Raw genomic sequence first — 13,290 nt, 5'->3', positions numbered from 1 at the left:
GGAACGTGGCTGTCTTGAATGCGTGGCAGGCGGCGGATTCGCGTCGCAGATGAACCGGCGGGCCGTCGCCGGAGTATAGCCTGCGCGTCCCGGTGCAGCCCAACCCCCGGCCGCTCCCACTGTCATCCACGTTCGACACCATGACCAATGGCGGATGAACCCGCTTGTTCTGGTGATGTACCTTGCTACAACACCGTAGGGGTCAGCTCAGTCCATGTCCACACAGCGTTCCATCGCGTCCACCGGACGCCTCGTCACCAGCGCCGTCCTGCTGGGGATCCTCATGACCACGGCCGCCTGCGGCGGCGACAAGGGCGGCGACGCCAAGGCCGCCGACGAGGCCCCGGCCGCGATCCCGGTCGAGACCGTCGCGGTGGCCCGCAGCAGTGTGGCCGCCAGCTACGTCGGCACCGCCGCGCTGGAAGTGCCGCGCGGCGCCGACGTCATCGCCAAGACCTCGGGCATCGCGCTGGAGGTGCTGGTCGAGGAGGGCGATGCGGTCCGCGCCGGGCAACCGCTGCTGCGACTCGATCCCGACCGGCCGCGCCTGACCGTCGAGCAGAGCCGCGCGACGATGGGCAAGCTGGAGAACAGCTACCGCCGCGCGCAGCAGCTGGTCGGCCAGCAGATGATCAGCGAGAACGATCTCGACCAGATCAAGTTCGACCTCGACACCGCCCGTGCCCAGCACCGCATGGCGACGCTGGAACTGTCGTACACCACGGTGACCGCGCCGATCTCCGGCGTGATCTCGCAACGGATGATCCGCACCGGCAACTTCGCCCAGATCAACACGCCGCTCTTCAGCATCGTCGACAACGCGCGCATCGAAGCCACGCTCAACGTGCCCGAGCGCGAACTGCGCGTGCTCAAGCGCGGCCAGCCGGTGCGCCTGCAGGTCGATGCGCTGCCCAACGAGAGCTTCGACGGCGTCGTCGAGCGCATCTCGCCGGTCGTCGATTCGCGCAGCGGCACCTTCCGGGTGATCTGCGCATTCGAAGGCAACGACATGCTGCGCGCCGGCATGTTCGGCCGCATCCGCATCGACTACGACGAACGCGCCGATGCGCTGGTGATTCCGCGCAGCGCGCTGCTCGACGACGACGAGACCACCGCGGTCTACACCGTCCGCGAGGGCAAGGCGGTGCGCGTGCCGGTGACGCTGGGCTATGTCGACGGCACCACGATCGAGGTCCGCGAGGGACTCGCGCTGGGCGACCCCGTGGTCACCGCCGGCAAGGTCGCGCTGCGTGAAGGCAGCCTGGTCCAGGTCATCGGCGAACCCGCCGCGGACACCCCGCCTGCTGCCGACGCGCCCGCGCCTGCCGCGGACGCGGCGGCCGACGCCGGCACGCCGTAATGGCCGGCGCCCCGCAGGACGGCGCCGGCGTGGATCCCCACGCCGCGCCCGCCGGACGCTTCGACCTCGTCGAGTTCTCCACCCGCCGCCGCGTGACCGTCGCGATGGTCGCGATCAGCGTGATGCTGTTCGGCCTGATCGCGCTCGGCAACCTCAAGGTCAACCTGCTGCCGGACCTCAGCTATCCGACGCTGACCGTGCGCACCGAATACACCGGCGCCGCGCCGGCCGAGATCGAGACCCTGGTCAGCGAGCCGGTCGAGGAAGCGGTCGGCGTCGTCAAGGGCGTGCGCAAGCTGCGCTCGATCTCGCGCACCGGCCAGAGCGACGTGGTGCTGGAATTCGCCTGGGGCACCGACATGGACCAGGCCAGCCTGGAGGTGCGCGACAAGCTCGAGGCGCTGCAGTTGCCGCTCGAGGTCACGCCGCCGGTGCTGCTGCGCTTCAATCCCTCGACCGAGCCGATCCTGCGCCTCGCGCTGACAGCGACCGCGGACACGGATGGCGATGCCGTCGGTGCGCTGACGCGCCTGCGCCGGTATTCCGACGACGACCTGAAGAAGAAGATCGAGCCCGTGATCGGCGTCGCCGCGGTCAAGGTCGGCGGCGGTTTCGAAGACGAGGTCCAGGTCGATCTCGACCTGCAGCAGCTCGCCCGCATCGGCCTGCCGATCGAGAACGTCATCCAGCGTCTGCAGCAGGAGAACATCAACCTGTCGGGCGGCCGGCTCGACCAGGGCACGCAGCGCTATCTCGTCCGCACGGTCAACCAGTTCGCCAGCATCGAGCAGATCGGCGACATGCTGGTGTCCGTCCAGTCCGGCGGCGACAGTGCCGCCAGCAGCGCCGCGCAGCAGATGGCGGCGATCGCGGCGGCCAGCGGGTCGGCGGCGACGATGGCCGCCGCGGCCTCGGTGCAGAGCGCGTCGTCGAGCGACAGCGCCAGCGTCGCCGGTGGCCGCGCGATCCGCCTGCGCGACGTCGCCACCGTGCGCCAGGGCTACAAGGAGCGCGAGAGCATCATCCGCCTGGGCGGCAAGGAAGCGGTCGAGCTGGCGATCTACAAGGAAGGCGACGCGAACACCGTGTCGACCGCCGATGCCGTGCAGGCGCAGCTCGAGGCGATCCGCGAGGACCTGCCGCCGGACATGACCCTGACCGTCGTCGACGACCAGTCGAAGTTCATCCGCGCCGCGATCTCGGACGTCAAGTTCGACGCCGTGCTCGGCGGCACGCTGGCGATCCTGATCATCTTCCTGTTCCTGCGCAGCGGCTGGAGCACCTTCGTCGTCAGCCTGTCGCTGCCGATCTCGATCATCACCACGTTCTTCTTCATGGACCGGCTCGGCCTGAGCCTCAACGTGATGTCGCTCAGCGGCCTCGCGCTGGCGACGGGTCTGGTCATCGACGATTCCATCGTCGTGCTGGAAAGCATCGCCAAGGCCCGCGAGCGCGGCCTGGGTATTCTCGAAGCGGCGATCAGCGGCACCCGCGAGGTCGGCATGGCCGTCGTCGCGTCGACGCTGACGATCATCGCGGTGTTCCTGCCGCTGGTGTTCGTCGAAGGCATCGCCGGCCAGCTGTTCCGCGACCAGGCGCTGACGGTCGCGATCGCGGTCGCGGTGTCGATGATCGTCGCGGTCACGCTGATCCCGATGCTGGCCGCACTGAAGGGCCGGCCGCCGATGGCGTTCCCGGAAGAGCCGCCGCATCCGCAGTGGCGTTCCGAGCGCCGCTGGCAGAAGCCGATGGCCGCGACCGGTCGCGGCATCGGCGGCGGCTTCCGCGGCGCCGCCTACGGCGTGACCTGGGTGTTCGTGCGGATCTGGCGCGGCATCTCGCGTGTGGTCGGCGCCGTCATGGGCCGGGCGAGCGATGCGGCGATGGCGCCCTACGACCGCGCCGAGCGCGGCTACCTGCGGATCCTGCCGAACGCGCTCGCGCGTCCCGGCCTGGTGCTGGGCACGGCGACGGCGGTGTTCGTCGCCAGCCTGTTCCTGGTGCCGCTGCTCGGCACGGACCTGATCCCGCAGCTGGCCCAGGACCGCTTCGAGATGACCGCGCGCCTGCCGCCCGGCACGCCGCTGCGCGAGACCGACCGCATCATGCGCGAGGTCCAGCTGGCGCACGACGCGGACGAAGGCGTCGACCTGCTGTTCGGCGTCAGCGGCGCCGGTACCCGGCTCGATGCCAACCCGACCGAGAGCGGTGAGAACATCGGCAAGCTCAGCATCGTCATGACCGGCGGCGGCAGCCGCGAGTTCGAGGCCGAGCAGACCGAACGCCTGCGCACGACGATGGCGCGCTATCCCGGCGTCGCGGTCGATTTCAGCCGCCCGGCGCTCTTCAGCTTCTCCACGCCGCTGGAGATCGAGCTGCGTGGCAACGACCTCGACAGCCTGGCGCAGGCCGGCCAGCGCATGGCCGAACTGCTGCGCGCGAATCCCAACTACGCCGACGTCAAATCGACGGTGGAGCAGGGCTTCCCGGAGATCCAGATCGTGTTCGACCAGGAACGCGCCGGGGCGCTGGGCCTGACCACGCGCGCGATCGCCGATGCAGTGGTGCGCTCGGTCCGCGGCGAAGTGGCCACGCGCTACAACTTCCGCGACCGCAAGATCGACGTGCTGGTGCGCGCGCGGGAGAGCGAACGCGATTCGGTCGACCGCATCCGCAACCTCATCATCAATCCCGGCAGCGGCACCGCGGTGCGCCTGGATTCGGTCGCCGAGGTCATCGCGACGACCGGCCCCAGCGAGATCCACCGCGCCGACCAGGTGCGCGTGGCGGTGGTGTCGGCGAACCTGCGCGGCATCGACCTGGGCACCGCGGTCGACGAGGTGCGCACGATGGTCGCGGAAAATCCGCTCGGCACCGATGTCGGCCTGCACATCGGCGGGCAGGGCGAGGAACTCGGCGAATCGATGCGCTCGCTGCTGCTGGCGTTCACCCTGGCGATCTTCCTCGTCTACCTGGTGATGGCGTCGCAGTTCGAGTCGCTGCTGCACCCCTTCGTGATCCTGTTCACCGTGCCGCTGGTGGTGGCCTTCATCGGCTTGATCCTGATGGTGGGGCTCGTGGTCAAGAACGCGATCATCCTCATCGACAAGGTCAACCAGCTGCGCGAGGCCGGCGTCGCCAAGCACCAGGCGCTGATCGAGGGCGCGCGCTCGCGCCTGCGGCCGATCATCATGACCACGCTGTCGACGCTGTTCGGCTTCCTGCCGCTGGCGCTGGCCTTCGGTGAGGGCGCCGAAGTGCGCTCGCCGATGGCGATCACGGTCATGGGCGGCCTCGCGGTGTCGACGCTGCTGACGCTGCTGGTGATCCCGGTGGTCTACGACCTGCTGGACCGCAAGCCCGACGCGTTCTACACCGAACGCGGCCGGCGCGCGCGCCTGCGCACCGGCGATGCCGACACCACCACGGAGGTCGCCGCGCGATGAGCGTCGCCGAACTCAGCCTGCGGCGCCCGGTCACGACGATCATGCTGTTCGTGTCGATGTTCGTCATCGGCCTGATCGCCGCGGTCCGCCTGCCGCTCGAGGCCCTGCCGGACATCTCCGCGCCGTTCCTGTTCGTGCAGTTGCCCTATGCCGGCTCGACGCCGGCCGAAGCCGAGCAGAACCTGCTGCGGCCGGCAGAGGAAACGCTGGCCACGATGAGCGGGATCAAGCGCATGCGCGGGCAGGCGGGTCCCGACGGCGCCGGCGTGTTCCTGGAGTTCTCCGACTGGGACAAGGACATCTCGATCAGCGCGTCCGAGGCGCGCGAGAAGATCGACGCGATCCGCGGCGACCTGCCCGACGATTTCCGTCGCTACTCGGTGTTCAAGTGGTCGAGCAGCGACGAGCCCGTGCTGCGGATCCGCCTCGCCGGCGACATCGATCTGACCGGCAGTTACGAGCTCATCGATCGCCAGCTCAAGCGCAGGCTCGAACGCGTGCCCGGCGTCGCCCGGGTCGAGATCAACGGCGCGCCGCCGAACGAGGTGGAGGTCGCCGTCGATCCCGATCGCCTGAGCGCGCACGGCATCGAACTCAACGAACTGGCCACGCGCCTGCGTGCGGTCAATTTCTCGGTCTCGGCGGGGCAGATCCTCGACGGCAGCCAGCGCCTGCGGGTGCAGCCGATCGGCGAGATCGACGATCTGCAGCAGCTGCGCGACCTGGTCATCAACCAGACCGGCCTGCGCCTCGGCGACATCGCCGACGTGCGCCTGAAACCGCAACGCATGGACTACGGACGCCGGCTCGACGGCCGCGCCGCCGTCGGCCTGGACATCTTCAAGGAGCGCGACGCGAATCTCGTCGAGGTTTCGCGCACCGCGCTGGCCGAGGTCGAGGCCGCGCGCACCGAGCCCGGGCTCGAGGGCATCGACGTCAAGATCATCCAGAACATGGGCGACGAGGTCACGTCGTCGCTGCTGGAACTGGTCGAGGCCGGCGCGATCGGCCTGCTGCTGTCGATCATCGTGCTGTACTTCTTCCTGCGCCACTGGCCGTCGACGCTGATGGTGACGCTGGCGATCCCGATCTGCTTCGTCATCACGCTCGGCTTCATGTACTTCTTCGGCGTCACGCTCAACGTGCTGTCGCTGATGGGCCTGCTGCTGGCGGTGGGCATGCTGGTCGACAACGCCGTCGTCGTCGTCGAGAGCATCTACCAGGAACGCGAGCGCATGCCCGACCAGCCGTGGCTGGCGTCGATCGTCGGCACCCGCAGCGTCGCGATCGCGCTGTCGGCCGGCACGCTGTGCCATTGCATCGTGTTCCTGCCCAACCTGCTGGGCGAGACCAATCAGATCAGCATCTTCATGTCGCAGCTGGCGATCACCATCTCGGTGTCGCTGCTGGCCTCGTGGCTGGTCGCCGTGAGCCTGACCCCGATGATGTCGGCGCGGATGAAGACGCCGCCGGTGGTCGCGCACGACCGCGGCCTGATCCCGCGGATGCAGCGCCACTATGCGCGCGTGCTGCGCTGGACCCTGGAGCACCGTGGCTGGAGCGTGTTCGGCATCGTGCTGATCGTCGCCCTGAGCCTCGTGCCGGCGACCCAGGTCAAGTTCGACATGTTCGGCGATGGCGGCGGCGGCAAGGAGATCCAGGTCTTCTACCAGTGGAAGGGCAGCTACAACCTGCAGCAGCGCTCGGACGAGGTGCTGCGCATCGAGCAGTTCCTCGACGGGAACCGCGACCGCTTCCGCATCAAGCAGCTCTATTCGTGGTTCGGCGAGGGCAACGACTCGGGCACGATCGTCACCTTCGACGACGACGTCGGCGACACCAAGCCGCTCAGCGAGGCGATCAGCGAAGCCCTGCCGAAGTCGGCGCGTGCCGAGATCGGCGTGCGCGGCAGCAGCGGGCAGGGCGGTGGCGGACAGGCGAGCCCCGGCGTGCAGGTGCAGCTGGTCGGCGATTCGGTGCAGGTGCTGCGCGAGCTGGCCGATGGCGTGGTGCCGGTGCTCGCCGCGAATCCCGCGCTGCGCGACGTGCGCGTGGACGCCGGCGATCTCAACCAGGAGCTGACCATCAGCGTCGACCGCGAACGCGCGGCCGCGTTCGGCTTCAGCGCCGAGCAGGTGTCGAGCTTCCTCGGCCTCGCCCTGCGCGGCAGCCAGCTGCGCGAGTTCCGCCGCGGCGATACCGAGGTCGATGTCTGGGTGCGGTTCGCCGGCGCCGAGCAGTTCAGCGAGGCCGACATCGCCAGCTTCATGGTGCGCTCGCCCGATGGCCGCAGCGTGCCGTTGACGAGTCTCGTCGACATGCGCGTGGAGCCGTCGGCGAGCACCATCACCCGCTTCAACCGCCAGACCTCGGTGACGCTGCAGGCCAACCTGGCCGGCGAGACCACGATGCCGCAGGCGCGCGAGGCGATCGAGGCCACGCTCGACGCGGTCGCGTTCCCGGCGGGCTACGGCTACAGCTTCGCCGGCAGCGGCTTCGAAGAGGACGCCGAGGCGAGCCGGCAGATGCTGTTCAACCTGCTGATCGCGCTGGTGATGATCTACGTGGTGATGGCCGCGGTGTTCGAGTCGCTGCTGTTCCCGGCCGCGATCATGAGCTGCGTGGTGTTCTCGATCTTCGGCGTGTTCTGGCTGTTCTGGATCACGGGCACGTCGTTCACGGTGATGGCCTTCATCGGCATCCTGGTGCTGATGGGCGTCGTGGTGAACAACGGCATCATCATGGTCGAGCACATCAACAATCTCAGGCGCCGCGGCATGGCGCGACTGGAAGCGCTGGTCGAGGGCAGCCGCGAGCGTCTGCGTCCGATCCTCATGACGATGGGCACCGCGATCCTCGCGATGATCCCGATCTCGCTCAGCGACACCGTGGTGCTCGGCGGCCTGGCCTATTCGCCGATGGCACGCGCGGTCGCCGGTGGCCTGGCGTTCTCGACCGTGGTCAGCCTGCTGTTCCTGCCGACGATCTACGCGATCCTCGACGACCTGCGGCATGGCACGGTGCGCATGATCCGGCGCGCACGCGGCACGCGCGGCGATGCACCGGTACCGGTGGCGACGCCCTGAGGCGCAATGCGACGCCCGCCGGGACGCGGTTCCGCGCGGGCGTGACGGCAGACCTCGGGGGCAGCGGACCGCGATGCGCCGAGCGGCGTCGGTGCGGCGCGGCCGTGCGGATCGACGGTGTCAGTGCGCTTCCGCTGGCGTGCGCTCGGCCGCATAGGCCGCCCACAGGGCATCGGCGTCCTGCCCGGTCAGGCGCACCCAGTCGGCCGGCGTGTAACGCTGCGCACGCAGGGCGGCATCGAGACCTCGCACCAGCCCCGGATGCCTCGCCTCGGCCCAGGCCAGGAACGCGGCGGTGACGCGGTAACCGCTGTCGAGTCGGTGCGTGGGGGCGCGCGTCGTCGGCAGCGCCCAGCCGGTCGCCGCGTTGTCGCGGCCGTAGACCGCCCGCGCGTAATCCGCGATGCCTTCGACGAGCCAGCCCGGCGCCTCCCCGGGGCCGTAGGCCTGCACGATGTGCATGGCCTCGTGCGTCACCAGGTCGAGGTCGTGCGGATGGGCGTCGAAGCGGGCCGGATTGATCGTCATCGCAGCACCGTCGACGAAGGCGATGCCGTCATAGCCGGCGTCGATGGTGATGCGGACCGCATCGGGTGCCTGCGGGTTGAAGTCCGCGCGTTGCCGCGGATACGCGTCGAAGAAGGTCTCGATGACCGCGTCCTGCACGGCGGGCGTCAGCGCGTCGCCGGCATCGATGAACCGCAGCGTGACCCCGTCGCGGACGATCGTGCTGTCGCGTGCGACGGCGGGGAGCGCGGTCGCCAGTGCGAGCGCCGCGGCGAGCAGGGGAAATGCGGAACGACGGGTCATCGGGCGGAACTCTGGATGGCAGGAGACGGACGACCGGGTGCGCCGAGCAGTTCGACCTCGGCGAGCTGCAGGCGGCCGCTGCCGGCGAAACGGAGCCGGTAGCGCGCGTGCGGGGCATGCGCGGCGATGCGGAAGGGCCGGGTCTGGCGTGGCCAGCGGAAGAGTTCGCCCTCGCGACGGTCGAGTGCGATCCAGCGGCCGGACGCGTCCAGGCCTTCGAGCACCCAGCCCACGGCGGCGATCGGCGCACTGCCCGAGGTCAGCGTGTAGGCCTGCGGCGCGATCGGGTTCCCGGCGTCGATCAGGATGGCGCGCGCGTCGCCGCTCAATTGCAGCGTGGTCGCTGCATCGTCGTCGAGCAGCGCGGCGGCGGGCGCATTCGTCGCCTCGACCCGGGCCTGCGCGGCACCGGCGGGCACGAGGTCCGTCCATGGCGTCGGCGGCGCATCGCCCGTGGTCAGCGACGCCGGCAACGCGTCCGCCTCGCTGCCCCAGCGCGACGGCGTCTCGCCGAACACGAAGTCGAGCACGGCGCCGTCGGCGATGTCCGCGTGGCGGATCCACGGCCGGCTCCACGGCCGGCCGTCCACCCGCAGCGACTGCACGTAGACGGTGTCCTGTGTGTTGCCCGGCGCGTTGATGACCAGCTGCCTGCCGTTCTCCAGCCGCACCGTCGCGCGTTCGAACAGGGGCGCGCCGATGACGTATTCCGGTGCGCCCATCCGCAGCGGATACAGGCCCAGGGCGGCGAACAGGTGCCAGGCCGACATCTCGCCGTTGTCCTCGTCGCCCGGATATCCCTGGCCGATCTCGCTGCCGAGATAGAGCCGCTGCACGACCTCGCGGGTGATGCGCTGGGTCTTCCACGGCTGCCCCGCGTGCACGTACAGCCACGGGATGTGGTGCGCGGGCTGGTTGCTGTGCGCGTACATGCCCATGCGCACGTCGCGCGCCTCGGTCATTTCATGGATGACGCCGCCGTAGGAGCCGACGAACGCGGGGTCGGCGGTCTCGGGTGTGGCGAAAAAGGTGTCGAGCTTCGCTGCCAGGCCGTCGCGCCCGCCGTAGAGATTCGCCAGGCCCTGGCCGTCGTGCGGCGCGGTGAACGCGAAGGTCCACGCATTGGCCTCGGTGTAGTCGTGGCCCCAGACGCGCGGGTCGAAGCGTGCGGCGTCGAGCCGCCACGCGCCCTCGGGCGTGCGTCCCTGGAAGAACCCGGTCGCAGGATCGAAGACGTGCACGTAGGCACCGGCGCGCTGGCGGAAGTACGCGGCCTCGTCGGCATAGCGGCGCCGCGCATCGGGCGTCGCCGCAGTCTCCGCGAGTCGCGTCGCCATGTTGGCGATGCCGAAATCGTTGAGCGCGCCTTCCAGCGTCCACGACATGCCTTCGTGCACCGAGGTGTCGGCGTGGCCGCGGAAGATCGCGCGCGCCAGGCCCTTGCGCCCGACGTGGTCGCTCGGTGGGGCGACGGTCGCGTTCTTCAGCGCCGCGGCGTAGGCCTCTTCCGGATCGAAGCCGCCGATGCCCTTGAGCCAGGCATCGGCGAAGGCGACGTCGGAACTGGTGCCGACCATCAGATTGGCATAGCCGGGCGAGGACCAGCGCGCCACCCAGCCGCCGGCGCGGGACTGCTCGAGGAACCCGTCGATCAGGGTGCCGGCCATGCCGGGCGTCAGCAGCGCATAGGCCGGCCAGGTCGTGCGGAAGGTGTCCCAGAACCCGTTGTTGACGTAGACCCGGCCGTCGCGGACCGGCGCGAAGCTGCGGTTCGCGTTGCCTTCGGCGTTGTCGTTCGACCAGGAATTCTGGCTCGCATAGCGCCAGTCGGGCGCCTCGGCGGTGCCGGCGTTTTCGTGCCCGGAATTGGGATACAGGAACAACCGGTAGAGATTGGAATACAGCGTGGTGCGCTGGTCGTCGCTCGCGCCTTCGACCTCGACGATGCCGAGTTTCGCGTCCCAGGCGGACTGGGCCCGTTCGCGCACGGCGTCGAAGTCCGGGGTCTCGCCCAGCTCCAGCGCGAGGTTGTGCCAGGCCTGCTCGGTCGAGATCAGCGAGGTCGCGATGCGCATGTGCACGGTGCGGCTGGCGTCGGTGTCGAACTTCACCCAGCCCGTCGGTCGGCCGGTGTCGAGCGCGCCGCTGCGACGCCAGGGGCGGTCGAAGCGGGCGACGACGTACATCCGCGTCGCGCCGGTCGACAGGCCGCTGCGCACATCGGTGTAGCCCTGCAGCGTCTGCGCATCGGCGTCGAGGGTCAGGCCACCGCGCGCGTCGACGTTGTCGAACAGCAGGTTGGCGTCGCCATCGTCCGGAAACCGGAAGCGGAACAGCGCGGCGTGGTCGGTCGGCGCGAGTTCGGCGACGATGCCGCCGTCGAACGCGACCCGGTAGTGATGCGGTCGCGCCAGCTCGTGGTCGCGCGAGAACGGCAGCGCACGCGCCGCGCGATCGGCATCGGGCACGCCGCGGGCCGCCGACGGCATCACCTGGAAGGTCTGCCGGTCGCCCATCCACGGGCTGGTCTGGTGGCTCAGTGCCAGCGCCTGCAGCTGCGGCCGGTTGCGCGCATCGTTGTGCTCGCTCCAGCGGTACAGCCAGTTCAGGGATCCGGCGTCGGTGACCGGCGTCCAGAAGTTGAAGCCGTGCGGTACCGCGGTGGCGGGGAAATTGTTGCCGCGCGAGAACGTGCCGTTGGACTGGGTGCCGCGCGTCGTCGACACCCAGTCCGACGGACGCCGATGATCGGGACGCGCGACATCGGCGATCGCGACATCGTCGATCCAGCCGCGCGCCGGCGTCTGGCCGGGCGGCGCGGCGTCGAGTTCGATCGCGACGATGCGCCGGCCCTGCAGGCCGGCGACATCACCGAGGCGCACGGCCTTGCGTGCCCATTGCTGCGGAGACAGCGTCTTCGATTCGCCCTGCGCGACGGCGCCGAGCCGCACGCCATGGTGGTCGCGCACGTCCAGCGACGACAGGCGCCGGCCGTCTTCGAACACGAGATCCAGCGACACGTGCATCGACGCCGCGATGTCGTCGTCGACGATCTCGGGCAGGACCAGCCACGACAGCGTCGTGTCGGCATCGACCGTGACGTCGACCTCGAACAGACGCGTGCGCGCCGCCGTCGCGGCGTCGTAGTGCAACGCGTGCAGACCGCTGTAGCCGACGTTCGGCTTGGCCGCATACGGCGCCGCGGGGCCGCTGCCGACCGCGACCGCCAACGTCGATCGTGACGCCACCGGCCGCGGCTCACCGGGTTCGAACGAACTCCGGAATCCGGTCGCGCCGGCGAGGCCCGACGCCAGCAGCAGCGTCGACAGCAGTGGCGTGGACAGCAGCGCCACCCGCGATGCGGCGCGCGTCATCGCGACGCGTCCTCGGCCGCCGCGACGCGCAGGCCGTCATCGCCACGCAGCACGTTGAGCACCTCGTGACAGGCGCCCATCGTGTGGTAGTCGGTCTTGCCGGCCGGGCTCTTCTCGTCGCTGTAGCGGCGGTTCTCGCGATCGAGGATGCGATACCAGGCGCCGTGGGTGTGATCGACGAAATGCGTCCACGCGTAGGTCCAGATACGGTCGTACCAGTCCGCGTACACCGCAACGCCGGTGCGCGCATGCAGCAGCGCTGCCGCGGCCAGGCTTTCCGCCTGCACCCAGAAATACTTGTCGTCGTCGCAGACCACGCCGTCGGGATCGAAGCCGTAGACGATGCCGCCGTGGACGTCGTCCCAGGCGCGCGCGAGCGCGGTGTCGAACAGATGGCGCGCCGTGGGCACCAGCCAGTCGGCCTCGACATGCCGGTCCAGCAGCAGCAACAACTTGGCCCACTCGGTCTGGTGGCCGGGCTGGAAGCCCCAGGGCTTGAACAGGTGCTTGGGATCGTCGCGGTGGTAGTCCCAGTCGACGTTCCAGTCGCGGTCGTAATGCTCCCAGACCAGGCCGCCGGCGAGCGCGGCCTGGCGTCGGGTCATGCGGTCGGCGAGCAACAGGGCGCGCTCCAGGTACCGGCGGACGCCGGTCGCTTCCCAGGCCGCGATCATCGCTTCGCACAGATGCATGTTGGCGTTCTGGCCGCGGTAGTCGGCGAACACCCAGTCCGCGGTGGCCTCGTCGCGATAGAGCTGCGCTTCGGGATCCCAGAAGCGCGTTTCCAGCAGGTCCCAGGTCTCGTCGAGCCAGGGCCGCGCTTCGTCGATGCCGGCCTTCAGCGCGCTCGCATACGCCAGCAGCACGAAGCCGATGCCGTAGGCGAACTGGGTGGGGTCTTCCGGCGCGTGATCGCGCAGCGTCCAGGCGTAACCGCCGCTGCGCGGATCGCGATGCACCTCGCGCACGTAGCGCAGTGCGTGCCTGGCCGACGCCAGGGCATCCGGCGACGCGAACTCGCGCGCGGCGAGTGCGAAGTTGAAGACGAAGCGCGTGCTGCTGACCAGGTGCCGGTGCGTGCGGTCGTAGACGCTGCCGTCGTCGCGGAAGTAGTGGAAACAGCCGCCGTCGGGATCGATGACCGTCGGGCGGTAGAACGCCATCGTGTCGGCGATGTGCTGGCGCAGCACCTCGCAGTCGCGGAAGTCGGGGCG

General features: G+C 69.8%; 6 protein-coding genes. 3 read left to right on the top strand and 3 right to left on the bottom strand.

Annotated features, from left to right (window positions below; all coding sequences use genetic code 11):
* The first annotated feature begins 214 nt into the window (after positions 1 to 214).
* From CJ022_RS16435 to CJ022_RS16425, 3 genes are read left to right on the top strand one after another with little or no spacing between them, the layout of a single operon-like run.
* Positions 215 to 1,360: an efflux RND transporter periplasmic adaptor subunit gene (locus tag CJ022_RS16435; protein WP_101927707.1), complete on the top strand. Its 1,146-nt coding sequence runs from the start codon at positions 215 to 217 to the stop codon at positions 1,358 to 1,360.
* Positions 1,360 to 4,806: an efflux RND transporter permease subunit gene (locus CJ022_RS16430; RefSeq protein WP_101927706.1), complete on the top strand. Its 3,447-nt coding sequence runs from the start codon at positions 1,360 to 1,362 to the stop codon at positions 4,804 to 4,806. The genes CJ022_RS16435 and CJ022_RS16430 overlap by 1 nt, the downstream gene beginning before the upstream one ends.
* The gene (locus tag CJ022_RS16425) at positions 4,803 to 7,892 is read left to right on the top strand and encodes an efflux RND transporter permease subunit (RefSeq protein ID WP_101927705.1); all 3,090 of its coding nucleotides are present in this window, start codon (positions 4,803 to 4,805) and stop codon (positions 7,890 to 7,892) included. The genes CJ022_RS16430 and CJ022_RS16425 overlap by 4 nt, the downstream gene beginning before the upstream one ends.
* A gap of 120 nt (positions 7,893 to 8,012) precedes the next feature.
* On the opposite strand, the gene CJ022_RS16420 is transcribed toward CJ022_RS16425, so the two are convergent.
* The 3 genes from CJ022_RS16420 to CJ022_RS16410 are packed head-to-tail and all read right to left on the bottom strand — an operon-like array spanning position 8,013 to position 13,239.
* Positions 8,013 to 8,702 (bottom strand): basic secretory protein-like protein, encoded by a 690-nt coding sequence (locus CJ022_RS16420; protein WP_101927704.1) that lies wholly within the window; start codon positions 8,700 to 8,702, stop codon positions 8,013 to 8,015.
* Positions 8,699 to 12,076: a GH92 family glycosyl hydrolase gene (locus CJ022_RS16415; protein ID WP_101927703.1), complete on the bottom strand. Its 3,378-nt coding sequence runs from the start codon at positions 12,074 to 12,076 to the stop codon at positions 8,699 to 8,701. The genes CJ022_RS16420 and CJ022_RS16415 overlap by 4 nt, the downstream gene beginning before the upstream one ends.
* Positions 12,073 to 13,239: an AGE family epimerase/isomerase gene (locus tag CJ022_RS16410; RefSeq protein ID WP_101927747.1), complete on the bottom strand. Its 1,167-nt coding sequence runs from the start codon at positions 13,237 to 13,239 to the stop codon at positions 12,073 to 12,075. Before CJ022_RS16410 ends, CJ022_RS16415 begins: the two co-directional genes overlap by 4 nt.
* Positions 13,240 to 13,290 lie beyond the last annotated feature (51 nt).

It is taken from the genome of Luteimonas rhizosphaerae, from assembly GCF_002849595.1.
Classification (GTDB): Bacteria; Pseudomonadota; Gammaproteobacteria; order Xanthomonadales; family Xanthomonadaceae; genus Luteimonas; species Luteimonas cellulosilyticus.
The sequence above is the reverse complement of the archived record's forward strand: the minus strand, read 5'-3'. Positions and strand labels throughout refer to the sequence as shown.

Bases quoted from the DNA above. Each gene is read 5' to 3' on its own strand.
- CJ022_RS16435 (WP_101927707.1), top strand. From the start codon at position 215: ATGTCCACACAGCGTTCCATCGCGTCCACCGGACGCCTCGTCACCAGC.
- CJ022_RS16430 (WP_101927706.1), top strand. From the start codon at position 1,360: ATGGCCGGCGCCCCGCAGGACGGCGCCGGCGTGGATCCCCACGCCGCG.
- CJ022_RS16425 (WP_101927705.1), top strand. From the start codon at position 4,803: ATGAGCGTCGCCGAACTCAGCCTGCGGCGCCCGGTCACGACGATCATG.
- CJ022_RS16420 (WP_101927704.1), bottom strand. From the start codon at position 8,702: ATGACCCGTCGTTCCGCATTTCCCCTGCTCGCCGCGGCGCTCGCACTG.
- CJ022_RS16415 (WP_101927703.1), bottom strand. From the start codon at position 12,076: ATGACGCGCGCCGCATCGCGGGTGGCGCTGCTGTCCACGCCACTGCTG.
- CJ022_RS16410 (WP_101927747.1), bottom strand. From the start codon at position 13,239: ATGGCGTTCTACCGCCCGACGGTCATCGATCCCGACGGCGGCTGTTTC.